15 protein-coding genes are annotated in these 15,650 nt (G+C 69.8%); 6 read left to right on the top strand and 9 right to left on the bottom strand.

Annotated elements, in window-relative coordinates; translation table 11 throughout:
• Window positions 1-27: 27 nt before the first annotated feature.
• From ACFW16_RS28540 to ACFW16_RS28505, 8 genes are all read right to left on the bottom strand, one after another.
• Window positions 28-1,050 carry a GIY-YIG nuclease family protein gene (locus ACFW16_RS28540; protein WP_380311537.1) on the bottom strand — a complete coding sequence of 341 codons (1,023 nt, stop codon included), beginning with the start codon at window positions 1,048-1,050 and terminating at the stop codon, window positions 28-30.
• Between the two features lie 264 nt (window positions 1,051-1,314).
• On the bottom strand, window positions 1,315-3,096 hold the full coding sequence (locus ACFW16_RS28535; RefSeq protein ID WP_380311535.1) for a dipeptide ABC transporter ATP-binding protein: 1,782 nt from the start codon (window positions 3,094-3,096) through the stop codon (window positions 1,315-1,317).
• Window positions 3,093-4,031 (bottom strand): acetamidase/formamidase family protein, encoded by a 939-nt coding sequence (locus ACFW16_RS28530; RefSeq protein ID WP_380311533.1) that lies wholly within the window; start codon window positions 4,029-4,031, stop codon window positions 3,093-3,095. Before ACFW16_RS28530 ends, ACFW16_RS28535 begins: the two co-directional genes overlap by 4 nt.
• Window positions 4,021-5,643 (bottom strand): ABC transporter substrate-binding protein, encoded by a 1,623-nt coding sequence (locus tag ACFW16_RS28525; RefSeq protein ID WP_380311531.1) that lies wholly within the window; start codon window positions 5,641-5,643, stop codon window positions 4,021-4,023. The genes ACFW16_RS28530 and ACFW16_RS28525 overlap by 11 nt, the downstream gene beginning before the upstream one ends.
• A gap of 31 nt (window positions 5,644-5,674) precedes the next feature.
• The gene (locus ACFW16_RS28520; protein ID WP_380311529.1) at window positions 5,675-6,595 is read right to left on the bottom strand and encodes an ABC transporter permease; all 921 of its coding nucleotides are present in this window, start codon (window positions 6,593-6,595) and stop codon (window positions 5,675-5,677) included.
• The gene (locus ACFW16_RS28515) at window positions 6,595-7,443 is read right to left on the bottom strand and encodes an ABC transporter permease (RefSeq protein WP_380311527.1); all 849 of its coding nucleotides are present in this window, start codon (window positions 7,441-7,443) and stop codon (window positions 6,595-6,597) included. Before ACFW16_RS28515 ends, ACFW16_RS28520 begins: the two co-directional genes overlap by 1 nt.
• 3 nt (window positions 7,444-7,446) lie before the next feature.
• Window positions 7,447-8,046 carry an ANTAR domain-containing response regulator gene (locus tag ACFW16_RS28510; protein WP_380311525.1) on the bottom strand — a complete coding sequence of 200 codons (600 nt, stop codon included), beginning with the start codon at window positions 8,044-8,046 and terminating at the stop codon, window positions 7,447-7,449.
• A gap of 2 nt (window positions 8,047-8,048) precedes the next feature.
• A complete protein-coding gene (locus tag ACFW16_RS28505) occupies window positions 8,049-9,290 on the bottom strand; it encodes a transporter substrate-binding domain-containing protein (RefSeq protein WP_380311523.1) in 1,242 nt (413 codons plus the stop codon).
• A 165-nt stretch (window positions 9,291-9,455) separates the two neighbouring features.
• Here ACFW16_RS28505 and ACFW16_RS28500 point away from each other — a divergent pair, with 165 nt between their 5' ends.
• Both ACFW16_RS28500 and ACFW16_RS28495 read left to right on the top strand, forming a co-directional pair.
• Window positions 9,456-9,695, top strand: coding sequence for a hypothetical protein (locus ACFW16_RS28500; RefSeq protein ID WP_380311521.1), 240 nt, complete (start codon window positions 9,456-9,458; stop codon window positions 9,693-9,695).
• Window positions 9,696-9,771: 76 nt separating this feature from the next.
• Window positions 9,772-10,065, top strand: coding sequence for a GYD domain-containing protein (locus ACFW16_RS28495; protein ID WP_380311519.1), 294 nt, complete (start codon window positions 9,772-9,774; stop codon window positions 10,063-10,065).
• Window positions 10,066-10,074: 9 nt separating this feature from the next.
• Here the strand turns inward: ACFW16_RS28495 and ACFW16_RS28490 are convergent, their stop codons facing one another.
• On the bottom strand, window positions 10,075-11,373 hold the full coding sequence (locus ACFW16_RS28490) for an MFS transporter (RefSeq protein WP_380311517.1): 1,299 nt from the start codon (window positions 11,371-11,373) through the stop codon (window positions 10,075-10,077).
• Between the two features lie 136 nt (window positions 11,374-11,509).
• Between ACFW16_RS28490 and ACFW16_RS28485 the strand changes: the two genes are divergently transcribed.
• The 4 genes from ACFW16_RS28485 (at window position 11,510) to ACFW16_RS28470 (ending at window position 15,472) form a co-directional block, all read left to right on the top strand.
• On the top strand, window positions 11,510-13,033 hold the full coding sequence (locus ACFW16_RS28485) for a serine hydrolase domain-containing protein (RefSeq protein WP_380311515.1): 1,524 nt from the start codon (window positions 11,510-11,512) through the stop codon (window positions 13,031-13,033).
• Window positions 13,034-13,099: 66 nt separating this feature from the next.
• Complete coding sequence (locus ACFW16_RS28480; protein WP_380311513.1) at window positions 13,100-13,618, top strand: hypothetical protein; 519 nt, start codon at window positions 13,100-13,102, stop codon at window positions 13,616-13,618.
• 6 nt (window positions 13,619-13,624) lie between these two features.
• Entirely contained in the window at window positions 13,625-14,518 is an 894-nt protein-coding gene (locus ACFW16_RS28475; protein WP_380311511.1) for a complex I NDUFA9 subunit family protein, read from the top strand.
• Window positions 14,519-14,602: 84 nt separating this feature from the next.
• Entirely contained in the window at window positions 14,603-15,472 is an 870-nt protein-coding gene (locus ACFW16_RS28470) for a DUF1932 domain-containing protein (RefSeq protein ID WP_380311509.1), read from the top strand.
• The last annotated feature ends 178 nt before the right edge of the window (window positions 15,473-15,650 follow it).

Here is a 15,650-nt window from a genome sequence, read left to right as displayed (position 1 = left end):
ACCCTGCGCGATCCGCGATATGGCCGATCAACGCCTGCCGGGCGGCTTCCGGAACCGGCTCCAAAACAGAGCTTCCCGGGTCTCGAAATCCGGCGCTTCGTAGGCCGCGGTGACGAGGGCGGAGCAATGCGCCCGGCTGAAGTTGGTCGGCCCCTTGTTCATCAGCCGAAGATTGAACAGGCGGATGCTCCTGGCGACGTCCTCGTCTCGGAGAATTCGCAGCGGATCATCATTCCAGCGAGCATAGAGCGATATCTGATCGGATCCGCCCGGTTTGTAATGGAATTCATCAAACTCCGCTCCAATGCGCTCGGCAACTCGCGAGAGGCCACCGGGGGCCGTTTCCAACGGCGACTTCGCGCATTGGAGCCGAATTTCCGCGTCCTCGCCGTCACCGAAGACCGACAATACTTCCTGCCAAAACATGTTCAGACGGTAGAGAAAGTCCGGTCGCTCTTTTGTGCCTACTCCAAGAGCGGTGAGCGACCAGAAAGAGATTTCCGAACTTCTTGGAGATGGGATATGGTTTTCTATATAGTATCTCAGGAATGATAGATGCGGATCGATCGTGCATACCTTCTGAAGCCTGTCGAACGAGCGTAGAGACCGCGCGTCGATTGCTGAATCTTGAGCGCGGTCGACCCTTCTGTCTTCCTTGAACATCTTGTCCAGCCAGAGAGTCTGCTGGTCTATCGGCATGATCCCTTCAAAGTCGGACCCAGGCTGCGGAATGCTTGTGAAGGTAACGTTTCTCAAGCCGAAGCCGGCGCGCTCGAGTCGATAGATCAGTGAGCGCTCACTTTGATCGAGTTCGGATCTTTTGAGTTTCTGAAATCTGATCGTCCTGATGTCCTGATGAATTTTTCGGTGCTGCCCATATCGTCGAACCACGTCCGTGGCTTTCCCGATATAGAGTTCGTCATTCTGGAACTCCATAATATATATTCCGCATCTTCTGGTCCTTTTGAACAGATCGGCGACAGAAGGCCGGTTTTCAACATCATGCGCGGGCGTGAAATTTAGATCGCCTATATGATCATCGAGAACCATAATCTAGTCCTCTTCTGTTTCATGAAAATGACCAATACTCTGGTGCAACAGCGGACCGAAATTCGTTAGAGAAAAATTCGCGAGCTGGAGTTGATGGCGTTCCCGCTGTCGTGTGCCCGATATAGATAACCCTTCTCCCTAATTCTGTCATTGCCGGGCTTGACCCGGCAATCCAGAGAGCGTCGACAGTCTCTGGATGCCCGGATCAAGTCCGGGTATGACAGTGGCGGGGAAGGCGGATGAGTCTCCGCTTGAAGACAGGTGCTACGCCGCCTCTCGCGCCACCAGATGGCCGCCGCCGATATCGGCCAGGTCGACCAGCACCGGCGTGTAGCCGACCGGCCGCACCGGGCTCGGCACCTCGCCGGACAGGCGCTGGAAATGGTCGCGGCGGCGGCGCGGATCGGCGATCGGCACCGCCTGCATCAGCTTGCGGGTGTACGGGTGGCGCGGATCCTCGAAGATCTGGCGGCGGGTGCCGGTCTCGACGATCTGGCCGAGATACATCACCGCCACCCGGTGGCTGATCTGCTCCACCACCGCCATGTCGTGCGAGATGAAGAGATAGGCGAGGCCGAGATCGGCCTGCAGCTCGTGCAGCAGGTCCAGCACCCGGGCCTGGACCGAGACGTCGAGGGCGGAGACGGATTCGTCGGCGATGATCGCCTTGGGCGACAGGCTCAGCGCCCGGGCGATGCAGATGCGCTGGCGCTGGCCGCCGGAGAATTCATGCGGGTGGCGATTGCGCAGCTCCGGCGCCAGCCCGACCCGGCGGAACAGCCATTCGACGCGGTCGGCCAGCTCAGCCCCCTTGGTCAGGCCGTGGATCACCAGAGGCTCGGCCACCAGCTCGCCGACGGTCATGCGCGGGTCGAGCGAGGCGTAGGGATCCTGGAACACCATCTGGATGTTCCGGCGCAGCGGTTTCAGCGCGCCGGGCCCCAGGCCGGCGGCCTCGGCCCCGGCGATGCGGATCGAGCCGCGCCAGGGCACCAGCCCCATCAGCGCCTTGCCCGTGGTCGACTTGCCGCAGCCGCTCTCGCCGACCAGGGCCAGGGTCTCGCCCGGGTTCAGCGTGAAAGAGAGGTTCTCGACGGCGTGCACGCGCCTGACCGTGCGCTGCAGCAGCCCGCCGGCGATGTCGAAGCGGACGGTCAGGTCCTTCACCGCCACGACCGGCTCGTTCGCCGCTTGCGGCAGGGCAGGGGTGTCGGCGCGCAGCGGCGAGTCGCGGCCGGCCAGCTGGCCCAGCTTCGGCACCGCGGCCAGCAGCTGCCGCGTGTAGTCCTGGCACGGCGCCTCGAACAGCGGCACCACCGGGCCGCCCTCCACCACCCGGCCCTGGTTCATCACCACCACCCGATCGGCCATCTCGGCCACCACGCCCATGTCGTGGGTGATCAGGATCAGGGCGGTGCCGAACTGGCGCCGCAGGTCGCGCATCAGCTCCAGGATCTGGGCCTGGATGGTGACGTCCAGCGCCGTGGTCGGCTCGTCCGCGATCAGCAGCTTGGGCCGGCAGGCCAGGGCCATGGCGATCATCACCCGCTGGCGCATGCCGCCCGACAGCTCGTGCGGATGCTGCCGCAGCCGCCGCTCGGGCTCGGAGATGCGCACCGCCTCCAGCGCCTCCAGGGCCAGCCGCCGGGCCTCGGCGCCGTCCACCCGGCGGTGGGCGCGGATCGCCTCGGCGATCTGCCGGCCGACCGACATCACCGGGTTCAGGCTGGTCATCGGCTCCTGGAAGATCATCGCGATCTCGCCGCCGCGCACCCGCCGCATCTGCCGCTCGGACAGGGCCAGCAGGTCGCGGCCCTCCAGCAGCACCTGGCCGCCGGCGACCCGGGCCATGGGCTGCGGCAGCAGGCCCATGATCGACAGCGAGGTCATCGACTTGCCGCTGCCCGATTCCCCGGCGATGCACAGCGTCTCGCCGAGGTTCAGGTCGAAGCTCAGATCCTCCACCACCAGCTTCGGCCCCGCCGGCGTCGCGACCTGCGTGCTGAGGTTGCGGACGCTCAGCAGAGGCGTCGTCCCGCCGCTCATTCGAAGACGATGCGCGGGAAGTAGAACGACACCACCCAGTTCGGCTGGTCGACGATCTCGCTGATCCTGAGGTCGCCGCAGACCGAGCACAGCATGTAGGCGTCGACCGCCGCCATGCCGCGGGTGCGGCACAAGAGCTCGACCATCTCCGCCACCGCCATGCGCGCCCCCTCCATCAGGTCGGGGCCGATCCCGGTCGTCACCTCGTAGCCCTTGGCGTCCAGATGGCGCGTCACCGGGCCCGGCGTGGTGAAGCGCGGCATCCTCAGATTGGCGCCCTTCACCAGGTCGAGCGTGAGCGTCACCTTCATCGGGCTTTCGATGGCGGTGCCGCAGACCTCGCCGTCGCCCTGGGCGGCATGGGTGTCGCCGATCGAGAACAGCGCCCCCGCCACCTCGACCGGCAGCCACAGCGTCGCCCCGGCCGCCAGGTCGCGGATGTCGAGATTGCCGCCGACCCGCCGCGGCGGCACCACCGAGTGCAGCCCCGGCTCGGCCGGCGCCACCCCGATGGTCCCGGCGAAGGGCTTCAGCGGCACCTTCGCCAGGGTCGAGAACAGGGCCGGCGTGTCGGCCTGATAGCGCCAGAGATGCAGCGCCGGGTCCTTGAACTGGTCCGCCAGCAGCCCGAAGCCGGGGATGTTGGCGGTCCAGCCGAAGCCCGAGGGCGCGTAGTGGTCGAGCGTGATCTTCAGCGCGTCGCCGGGCTCGGCCCCGTCGACCAGGATCGGCCCGGTGACCGGGTTGACCTTGCCGAAGTCGAGCGTGGCCACGTCGGCGACCGTGCTGGCGGCGCTGAGCTGGCCGCCGGCGGCGTCCAGGCAGTCGAATTCCAGCGTCGTGCCCGGCGCGACCGTGGCCACCGGCGGGAAGGCGCGGTTCCAGCCGAAATGGTGGTGGGCGCCGTGGATGGTGTGGGTGTGGTTACTGGACATCTTTGGCGTACACGTTGTCGTAGTTGACCGGGATGTGGACCGGGTCGACGAACAGGGCGTCGTCGCCGCCCATCCGCTCGGACCGGATGGTGTAGCGCTGTTCGTTGAACACCGGGGCCCAGGGCGCGTCCTTCATGACGTCGAGGAAGATGTCGCGCCACTTGGCCTCGCGCTCCGCCGCCTTGGCCGGATCGGCGATCGAATCCGCCTCGGCCGCGCGCTTGTCGAGATCCGCGTTGCAGTACCAGGACCAGTTCCAGCCGCCGGGCACCGCGCCGCCGCAGCCCAGGATCGGGCCGTAGAAGTTGGACGGGTCCGGGAAGTCGGCGATCCAGGCCATGCCGCCCGACCAGATCATGGTCGACTGCTTCTCGTCGCCGCCGGCGGCGATGACGTTGGCCTGGGCCAGGGCCTTGATCTCGGCCTTGATGCCGATCTGGGCCAGGTCCTGCTGGATCGCCTGGGCGATGCGCGGCTGCGGGTCGGTGTTGGCGACGTAGAGATCGGTGGCGAAGCCGTCCGCCAGCCCGGCACCGGCCATGAGCTTCTTGGCGCCGGCGACGTCATAGGCATAGCCCTTGGTGTCGGCGGCGTAGCCCGGCATCGACGGCGGCAGCGGCTGGGTCGCCGGCTTGGCGCGGCCGTTGATGATGCGGATGATCCGGTCCTTGTTGATCGCCATGTTTACGGCCTGGCGCACCCGCACGTCGTCGAAGGGCTTGGCCTTGACGTTCATGGTGACGTAGCCGGTGTGCAGCTGGTTGCCCTGGATGATCAGGCCCTTGTAGGCGGGATCCTGGGTCACCTCGAGGAACTTGGCCGGCGGGATGCCGTCGCCGGCGATGTCGACCTCGCCGCGCTGCAGCCGCAGCAGCGCCACCACCGGCTCCTGCCCGACCTCGAACACGATCTTGTCGAGATGCGGCAGCCCCTTGTGGAAGTAGTTGGGGTTGCGCTCGAACACGATGCGCTGGCCCAGCGTCCATTCGGTCATCTTGAAGGCGCCGGTGCCGACCGGGTGCTTGCCGAAGTCCGCGCCGTACTTCTCCACCTCTTCCTTGGGAACGACATGCGAGAAGTTCAGCGCCATCTTGTGCAGGAAGGGCGCGTCCGGCCGGGTCAGATGGAAGACGACGGTGTAGTCGTCCGGCGCGGTGATGCCGCTCAGCTCCTTGGCCTTGCCGCCGGACACGTCCGCGAAGCCCTGGATCGAATCGAAGAAGCCGGCGCCGGGGCTCTGTGTCTCCGGCTGGACCACGCGGTCGAGCGAGTACTTCACGTCGGCGGCCTTCAGCTCGCGGCCGTTGTGGAACTTGACCCCGTGGCGGAGCTTGAAGGTGTAGGTCAGGCCGTCGGCCGAGACCTCGAAGCTCTCGGCCAGGTCCGGCACCAGCTCGGTGGTGCCGGGCTTGTAGTCCATCAGCCCGTCGAACAGGCTCTTGATCATCGACCAGTTCTGCCAGTCGTAGCCGATGGCGGGGTCGAGGGTGGTGACGTCGTCCTTGTAGGTGACCGTCATGGTGCCGCCCGGCTTGATGTCCTGGGCCATCGCGGGTGAGGCGAGGGCCAGGGTGAGGGCGGCGGCGCCGGCAAGAAGCATGGACCTCAGCATGAAACCTCCTGTGGTTCGGTGCGGTTGTCCGTCACCGCAGCTTGATCCTCGGGTCGATGAACGGGGCGATCAGGTCGGCCAGCAGGTTGCCCAGCACGATGGCGACGGCCGAGACCAGCGTCACCCCCATGATGATCGGGATGTCGACGCGCTGGATCGCCTGCCAGGTCAGCTGGCCGATGCCGGGCCAGCCAAACACGGATTCGACGACGACGATGCCGCTCATGAACAGGCCGATGTCGATGCCGATCATGGCGATGATCGGCAGCAGGGCGTTGGGCAGGGCATGCGCCAGCACCACGCGCCAGGCGCTCAGGCCCTTGGCCCGGGCCGTGCGCATGTAGTCCTGGCGCAGCACGTCCAGCATCGCGGAGCGCATCATCCGCGAATACCAGCCGGCCCCCAGCAGCCCGAGCGTGAGCGAGGGCAGGACAAGATGCGCGAAGCTGCCGTAGCCGCCGAGCGGGAACCAGGCGAGCTGCCAGGCGAAGACGTAGAGCAGCAGCATGCCGACGACGAATTGCGGCGCCGAGACGCCGATGAAGGAGGTCAGCATCAGCGCGTGGTCGGTGCTCGTATTGCGCCGCAGCGCCGCGACCACGCCCATGGTCAGGCCCAGCGCCAGCTCGCAGACGATGGCGCCGACCATCAGCAGCAGGCTGGCCGGCAGGCGGCTCATGATCAGTGTCGCCACCTCGGTCCGCTGCAGGTAGGAGCGGCCGAGGTCGCCCTGCAGCAGCGCGCCGAGATAGCGCAGATACTGCTCGTGGAACGGCCGGTCGAGGCCGAGCTGGGCGCGGATGCTGGCCACCACCTCCGGCGTCGCGCTGCGTCCGGCGATCTGCCGCGCCGGGTCGGCCGGCAGCAGGTACAGCAGCACGAAGGTGACCAGGCTGACCCCGAGCAGGATCAGCACGGCCTGGGCCAGGCGGCGGAGCAGATAGGCGCCCATCAGTGCCGGCCCTTCTGCGTCGGGTCGAGGATGTCGCGCAGCGCGTCGCCGACCAGGTTGAAGGCCAGGGCCAAGAGGATGATGGCGGCGCCGGGGATGAACACCAGCCAGGGCGCTGTCGAGAAATAGGTCTGGTTCTCGAAGATGATGTTGCCCCAGCTCGGCGTCGGCGGCTGCACCCCGATGCCGAGGAAGGACAGGGTGGCCTCCAGCAGCACCGTGGTGGCGATGCCGAGCGTGCCCCAGACGATGGTGGTGGACAGCAGATGCGGCAGGATGTGGCGCAGCAGGATGCGGGCGCGGGAGGCGCCGAGGCTCCATTCCGCCTCGATGAAATCGCGCTCCGCGATCGATCGGGTCTCGGTGTAGATGATGCGGGCGATCTGCACCCAGTTCACCATGGCGATGACCAGCGCCACGATCCACAGCGAGGGCCGGAAGATCGCGGCCAGCACGATCGCCAGCAAGAGGGCCGGGAAGGCCATCATCAGGTCGGTGAAGCGCATCATCGCGGCGCCCAGCCAGCCGCCGACGAAGCCGGCGACGACGCCGAAGAAGGTGCCGATCAGCACCGCAGCGCCGTTGGCGACCACGCCGATGATCAGCGAGGTCTGGGCGCCGTAGACCAGGCGCGAGAACATGTCCCGGCCCAACAGGTCGGTGCCCAGCCAGAAGCGGCCGTCCGGGGCCAGGGGGGCGCCCTCAAGCGTCAGCCCGTCGAACAGCTGCTCGTCGGGCGAAAAGGGCACGATCCAGGGCGCGAGGAGGGCGGCGGCCACCACCACCAGGATGACGAGCAGGCCGAACAAGGCGAGCCTGCGGCGCAGCAGCTGGCTGAGGATCGCCACGGCTCAGCCTCCGCGCCGGCCGGCGGCCGGGTCCGGGACGCCGGCGGCGAGGTCAAGGCAATGCTCCTCGATGCTGCGCCGGCGCTGCATCGCGGCGCTGCGGATCTCGCGGAAGGCATCCGCCTCACTCAGCCCCCGCTGCGCCATCAGCGTCAGGATGGCGCGCACCACCACGGGCCGCAGGCGAAGCCGGGTCTCCAGGTCGGCGATCCGGGCCTCGCGGTCGCGGCGCTGGGCGAAGCCGTGCCCGGCGATCACCAGCGCGCTGAACACGCCGCCGGAGGCGACCGGCTTCAGCAGATGGGCGGTGGCGCCCTGGGCCAGCACCCAGTCCAGCCGGCCGGGCGCCTCCGACCCGATCAGGGCGACCAGCGGCATCGGCGGCGAACCGGCCGGCCAGGGGAACTGGCCGTCATGGGCGGTGTCGGCGTCGAACAGCACGAAGTCGGCGGCGAGGTCGGCCTCGGCCAGCGCCGGCCAGGCCGGCCGGGCGGCGATGCCCAGCCGCTCGAGCTGGCGCAGCACCGCGTCGGCCGCGGCGTGCGGCCGGTGCAGCACCACGGCGCTGCGGCCGCGGAAATTGGGGGTGGGGACGCGGCGCATGCTCACTTCACCCGCTTCAGCCGCGGGGCGGCGCCGGGCTTGAGCACCCGACGGGCCAGGGCCGCGGCGTCGAACTCGACCAGATAGGGGTCCGGCGCCACCGGCGCCGCGGCGCGGTCCAGGATCTCAAAGCCGCCATCGGCCCCGATCCGGCCCAGGCAGGGCGTCAGCGCCGCGTGGTTGGTGCGCGGGTCGATGCCGAGCGGCCCCAGCGGCGTGGCAAAGCGGCGGGCGTGCAGCACCGGGCGCAGCGCCTCCGGCGCGTCGGTGCCGGCCTCGCGGATCGCCTCGGCCAGCATCCGCACCGCGGCATAGCCGCCGGCGAGGAAGGCCGAGCTGCGCCGGCGGGCGCCGAAGCGCTGCCGGACCCTGTCGCGGAAGGCCCGGTTCTCTGCCGTGTCCACGCCCTCGAAATAGATCGCGCTGCTGAGATGGCCGATGCCGGCCGGGCCGATCAGCCCCAGCTCGCATTCGGTCAGGTTGCAGCTGACGATCGGGCAGCGGTCCGGCCCGAAGGCGGGGTCGCTGTCGGCCAGCGCCCGATAGGCGCGGAAGAAGGCGTAGCTCGACGGGCCGATCAGGTTGTTCAGGATGAAGTCCGGCCGCTTCTCCTGCACCTCCTGGACCAGCCGGCCGACATCCTCGCTGCCGATCGGCAGATAGCGTTCGGCCAGGACCTCGCCGCCGCAGGCGCCGATCAGCTCGCGCGCCACGCGGCTGACCTCCCAGCCCCAGATGTAGTTCGAGCCCAGCAGGGCGGCGCGGGTGCCCCAGCGCGGCAGCACATGCTGGAACAGCGGCACGATGTGCTGGTTCGGGGCGGCGCCGGTGTAGATCACGGCCTCGCTGCTCTCGAAGCCCTCATAGGGGCAGATGTACCAGAGCAGCGCGTCGTGCTTCTCGATCGTCGGCAGCACCTCCTTGCGCGACAGCGAGGTGATGGTGCCGACGATCTGGCGGCAGCCGCCCTCGCGGATCGCCGCCTCGCACAGCGTGTGATAGCGGTCGATCACGCCCTCGGGGTTGGCGGCGACGGGGGCGAGGGTGAAGCCGAACGCATCGTCGGCGTTGACCTCCTCCAGCGCCATCAGGGCGCCGTCCAGCGCCTCGCGCCCGATCGCGCCATAGGGCCCGGTGGTCGAATAGAGAAGACCGATCGCGTAGATCGCCCGCACGTGCCGCCTGTCCCCTGAACGCATGAAGCCCCATCGCCTGCCGTCGCCGGCCTGCGGATGGGGCTTCATTGCCGCTCCTGCCCGTCGGGCAAGAAGAATGTCGTGTTGTTGGCTCCAGGATAAGGCCCGGCCGATTTCTGTCAATTGCGATGCAACATTGCGTCTGACGGCCGTGGAAGGGTGGCGGCGGGATCGGGGCTGGCTTCTTCTCTGTTTCGAGATATGATCCCGAATATGAGAGATTCGCCATCGCAGCTCCTCGCCGGACTCGGCCACAACGGCGGACCGCCGCTGGAGGAAGAGCATCCGGATTCCGCGCCGTCCTGGCGGCACTTCTGCTGGAAGAAGGCCCATGCGGCCGCGTGGAAGACGCCGCCGCGCGAGGTGGCGCTGCGCCGCCTGGCCCGGGCCGAGGAGCTCGGCATGAGCTATCGCGACTACACGCTGGCGATCCTGGAGGGGCGCCACCTGTAGCCCTGTGGTCTGTGATAGACTCCCGTTGCCGGCCCGCGAGGCGCAGGCTCCTCCCGGCGCCGGAGAGGATCATGCGATGTCAACCTATGTCATGCTCGGCAGTTGGACCGAGCTGGGGATCCGGAACGTTTCCGACTCGCCGAAGCGGCTCGACGCAGCCAAGGCGCTGCTCCAGGAGATGGGCGGCCAGTTCAGGGCCTTCTATATGACCATGGGCGATCACGATTTCGTGCTCGTCTACGAGGCGCCGGACGACGCCGTCGCGGCCCGCTTCACCCTGCTGACCGGCCGCCAGGGCTTCATCCGGAGCAAGACGCTGAAGGCGTACCCGGAGGCGGCCTATCGCGAGGTCATCAACTCGCTCGGCTGAGTCGGCGGGTCAGCCCGACAGCGACGGCGCCGCGGCGCGGCGGAACCGCCGCCCCACCAGAAGGGCGATGGCGGCGGCGGCGGCCAGGCTCGCGGCCAGCACGCCCATGCCCGCGGTGAAGCTGCCGGTCGACTCCCTGATCCAGCCGACGGCGTAGGGTCCGACGAAGCCGCCGAGATTGCCGATCGAGTTGATCAGGGCGATGCCGCCGGCCGCGGCGGTGCCGCCGAGGAACACCGGCGGCATGGTCCAGAACGGCCCGAGCGTGGCGTAGATGCCGATCGCGGCGACGCCGAGGAAGACCAGCGACAGCACGTTCGAGGTCGAGGCGATGCTGCCGGCGAAGCCGATGGCGCTGACCAGGGCGGGCAGGGCGACATGCAGCACGCGCTCGCCGGTGCGGTCGCTGTGCCGGCCCCAGACCAGCATGGCGCCGGCGCTGACCAGATAGGGCAGGGCGATGATCCAGCCGGTCTGGACGGTGGTGAAGCCCATGCCCTTGACGATCTGCGGCAGCCACAGGCCGATGCCGTAGAGCCCGATGACGATGCCGAAATAGACCAGGCCCAGCAGGATCACCCGCGGATCGGCCAGGGCAGGCCACAGATCGTGCAGCGGCGGATGCGTCGCGGCGGCCCGGTCGCGCGCCAGGTCGGCGGCGATGGCGGCGCGCTCGGAATCGTCGAGCCAGCGCGCCTTCGCCGGCCCGTCCGGCAGCCACGCCAGGACCAGAAGGCCGAGCAGGCAGGCCGGCAGCCCCTCGATGATGAACAGCCACTGCCAGCCCTTGAGGCCGAACCAGAGATGCGTGGCGTCGAGGATGAGGCCGGAGACCGGGGCGCCGACGGCGCTGGCCAGCGGCACCGCGGCCATGAACAGGGCGACGAAGCGGGCCCGCCGCGCCGCCGGGAACCAGTAGGTCAGGTACAGGATCATGCCGGGCAGGAACCCGGCCTCGGCGGCGCCGAGCAGGAAGCGCAGGATGGTATAGCCCCAGATCCCCTGGACGAAGGCCATGGCGGCCGAGATCAGCCCCCAGGTCACCATGATCCGGCAGATCCACAGCCGCGCGCCGACCTTCTCCAGGATCACGTTGCTCGGCACCTCGAACAGGAAGTAGCCGAAGAAGAACACCCCGGCGCCCCAGCCGAAGACATAGGGCGAGATGCCGAGATCGGCGTTCATGGTCAGGGCCGCGAAGCCGACATTCACCCGGTCGAGGAAGCTGACCAGGTAGAGCAGGATCATGAAGGGGATCAGGCGCAGGCTGACCTTGCGGTACAGCGCCTCGCGATCGGTGTCCGGCACGTCTGTCCTCCCCTTCGGCCACGCGGCCCTGCGACTCGCTGGCGAGGGTAGGAACGGATCGCCGATCGAGGAAGCCAAAACCGGTGATCCTGCCTATAACGGGATGTGATCCGGGGAAAACGGACGGGAGGCGATGATGGGGGAACTGCGCTGGTCGGCAGCGGCGGAGGCGGCGGCCGAGGTCGCCGCGGCCTGGGGACCGGGCGAGCCGGGCGGCGGCGTCGCCGTGTTCGACGCGCGGGAGATCCGGGCCGAGGCCTGCGGCGGGGTCGACAGCCTGGCCGGCGGCAACGCCTTCTCCGGCGACACCGTGGTGCGCTACGCCTCGGTCACCAAGCATGTCTTCGCGGCGCTGGCGCTGTGCCCCCATGAGAGGTTTGACGGCGGCGGCATCGGCCTGGACGACCCGCTCGGCCGATTGCTGCCGGGGCTGCGCGGCGACCTGGCCGCGGTCACGGTCGGCCGCGCTCTCGACATGACCGGCGGCCTGCCGGACCTGCGCGAGACCCTGTCGCTGCTCGGCGTGCCGCAAGGGGCGGCGGTGGGGCGGGAGGAGAGCCTCGATGTCCTGTATCGCCTGACCGGGCTGAACTTCCCGTCTGGGCGCGAGATCTCCTACTCCAACACCGGCTACCGGCTGGTCGACGCGGCGCTGCTGCGCCGGGGCCTCGGCTTCGCCGGGCTGGTGCGCGACCGCATTGCCGAACCGCTCGGCATCGGCTTCCGCGTGCCGGAGACCTGGTTCGACCCGATCCGCGGCCTCGGCCCCGGCTACTGGAAGGACGTGAGCGGCGCCTGGCAGCTCGCGTCTTCCGGCCAGCACCTCTCCGCCTCCGGCTGCCTGACCGGCAGCCTGCACGACCTGGTGCGCTGGCAGCAGGCGGTGCTGGCGGATCGCGGGCCGGGGCAGGGCGTGCTGGCCCGGCTCGGCGCGCCGCGCCATCTCGCCGACGGCCGGCCGACCGAATACGGGCTCGGCCTCGCCTGGTCGCGGCTCGGTTCGCGGCGGCTGGTCGGGCATGGCGGATCGCTGCTCGGCTACAAGACCTACTTCCTGCTGGACCCGGAGCAGGGCGTCGGCGCCGCCGTGGTCTCCAACCGCGAGGACACGGTCTCGCACGGCACGGCGCTGAAGCTGATGGCGGCGCTGCTGGGCGAGGGTCTGCCGCAGCGCGGTGCCGCGATCCCGGACGGGCTCTACGTGGCGGAGCAGGGGCCGGAATGGCTCGAGCTGAAGGACGGCGTCGCCAGCTTCCTCGGCACCGGCGAGACGCTGTATCGCGGAGAGGACGGCTGGTCGGTCTCGCTGTCCGCCCATCTGCCGATGCGGCTGCGCTGGACCGGCGAGGCTGTCGAAGGCGAGATCGGCCACGCCGCGCGCCGCTTCCGCCCGATCGCTCCGGACGGCGTGCTGGACCGGGTGCAGGGCGAATGGCTGTGCCCGGAGCACCACGCCGCCTTCACCATCGCCGGCGAGCGGCTGGAGATGGGCACCGGCCCGATCCGGTCTTCGGCGGCGCTGGTGCCGCTGGGCGGCGGCCGGCTGCTGGCCGAGGGCCGGGACGAGCCCTGGCCGAAGCGGATCGGCCTGGCCTTCGAGGGCGACACCGTCCGGCTGGCGCTCAACCGCAGCCGGATCCTGCGCTTCCGTCACGGCTAGGAACGCGGAACGGGGGCCTGCCGCGTGCCGTTTCCTGGGCGGAGGGGCTGCCGAGGAGACGATGCGATGCAGCAGGCCCGTCAATGGAACGTCACCGCGCTGTTCGATTCGCGGAAGGATGCGGAGGATGCGGTCGAGCGGCTGATCGCCACGCGCATCCCGAAGGACCGGATCCGCCTGGTGCCCGGCACCGAGATCGACCCGAAGGGCGATCCCGATGCCTGGGACGAGGATGTGCCGACGCCGCAGCAGCGCCTGGGCATCCTGGACTCCCTGCGCGGCCTGTTCTTCCCCGACGACGAGCGCTTCACCTATGGCGAGCACCTTCGCCGCGGCTGCACCATGGTCTCGGTCCAGGTCACGGATGCGGAGCATGACCGCGCGCTCGACATCCTCGATGACGAGGGCACGGTCGACATGGATGCACGCGAGGACCGCTGGCGCGCCGGCGGCTGGGCCGGCCCGGTGGTGCCGCTGACCGCGGCCAATGAGGACGATTCGGTCTGGCGCCGCGACGTCGACCGCAGCCGGCCGCGCGTCCGCTCCTATGTCGGCGGCGCGGCGGCGGTGAACACCGGCGGCTGAGCGCTGATGGCGCGGCCGCTGGTCACGGTGTTCGGCGGCACCGGCTTCCTCGGCCGGCGCGTGGTGCGGCATCTGGCGGAGCAGGGCTTCGCCGTCCGGGCCGCGTCGCGGCATCCCGGCCGTGATCCGCCGCCAGCCGGCACGGTCGAGCCGGTGCGGGCGGATGTGGCCGACGACCGATCGGTGGCCGCGGCCGTCGCCAGCGCCCGGGCGGTGGTCAACGCCGTCAGCCTCTATGTCGAGCAGGGCGGAACGACCTTCCGCGCCGTCCATGTCGACGCCGCCGCGCGGGTGGCGCGAGAGGCGCAGCAGGCCGGCGTCGCAACCCTGGTGCATCTCTCCGGCATCGGCGCGGATCCCGCCTCGCGCTCGCCCTATATCCGCAGCCGCGGCGAGGGTGAACGGGCGGTGCGGGCGGCCTTTCCGGGTGCCATCCTGATCCGGCCTTCCGCCATCGTCGGGCCCGACGATGGGCTCCTGGTCCCGGTGGCCCGGATGCTGCGCCGGGTGCCGGCCTTTCCGCTGTTCGGCCGTGGCCGGACCCGGCTGCAGCCGGTCCATGTCGAGGATGTCGCGGCGGCGATCGTCCGGGCGATGGCAGGGCAGGGCGGCGTCACCTACGAGCTCGGCGGCGGCGGCGTGTACAGCTACCGCGAGCTGATCGAGCTCGTCGCCCGGCATGTCGGCCGCCGGCCGCTGCTGCTGCCGGTGCCCTTCGCGGCCTGGCAGGCGCTGGCCCTGATCGCGGAGCAGCTGCCGCGGCCGCCGATCGCGCGGAACCAGGTCGAGGTGATGCGGTTCGACAATGTCGCCGATCCGGCCTTGCCCGGGTTCCCAGCCCTCGGCATGGCGCCGCTGTCGGCCGAGCAGGTCCTGCCCCTGGCCGTTCCCTTCCGCTGAGGGTTCACGTCCCCCGCGGATCGCGCCATGATCCTCTGGCCGGGGCCTGGAAGGGGCGGCCGCCGGCGGAGCGGAGGAGATCCGATGAAACCGACCATCGCCGTCATCGCCCCCGGGGCGATGGGCAGCGGCATCGCCCGGCGTCTGGCCGACCATGGCGCGACCGTGCCGACGCTGCTCGACGGCCGCAGCGCCGCCACCGTGACCCGAGCCAAGGCCGCCGGCATGCAGGCGGCCGACGAGGCGGCGGTCGCCGCCGCCGACATCATCCTGTCGATCGTGCCGCCCGGCGAGGCGATGGCGCTGGCCGAGCGGCTGGCACCGGCCCTGCGGGCCGCGCCGCGCAAGCCGGTCTATGTCGACTGCAACGCCGTGAACGTCGAGACCGTGCAGGCGATCGCCGCGGTGATCGCGCCGACCGGCGCCGGCTTCGCCGATGGCGGCATCATCGGCGGGCCGCCCGCGCCCGGCGGACCCGGAGGGTCCGGGCCGGTGCTGTACCTGGCCGGGCCGGAGGCGGCGCGGCTCCGCGGGCTCGGCGATCTCGGCCTGCGCATCCGCGTGCTCGACGGGCCGGTCGGCGCCGCCTCGGCGCTGAAGATGAGCTATGCCGGCATCAACAAGGGCCTGACCGGGCTGGCCGCCGCCATGATCCTGGCCGCCGACCGCGCCGGCGCCGGCCCGGCGCTGCATGCCGAGCTGGCGGACAGCCAGCCGCAGCTGCTGGCGAAGTTCGAGCGGTCGGTGCCGGACATGTACGCCAAGGCCTATCGCTGGGTGGCCGAGATGCGCGAGATCGCCGATTTCCTCGGCCCCGACGACCCGGCCCGGCTGATCTACGAGGGCATGGCCGGGCTGTATGAGAGGCTGGCCGCCGATGTCGCCGGAGAGAAGCGGGACGTCGCGGCGCTGGACGCCTTCCTGGCGACCGGGAAGACCGACGCGGCGGCGTGAACCTTCTTGTCTCCCTCCCCTTGCGGGAGGGGGAAGGAGAGAGGTCTGCGCGCGCACCATTCGCGTGCGAATGGTAAGGGAACCGGCTCGTCCAGGTTGATTGCCGCGACAAGGGCTGCGGCGAGTTGAGAGAACCCCCTCCCCCTAACCCCCTCCCGCGAGGGGAGGGGGGACTGCC

The sequence above is a fragment of the Inquilinus sp. NPDC058860 genome, from assembly GCF_042743185.1.
Classification (GTDB): Bacteria; Pseudomonadota; Alphaproteobacteria; order DSM-16000; family Inquilinaceae; genus Inquilinus.
This window is presented reverse-complemented; position numbering and strand designations above follow the sequence as displayed.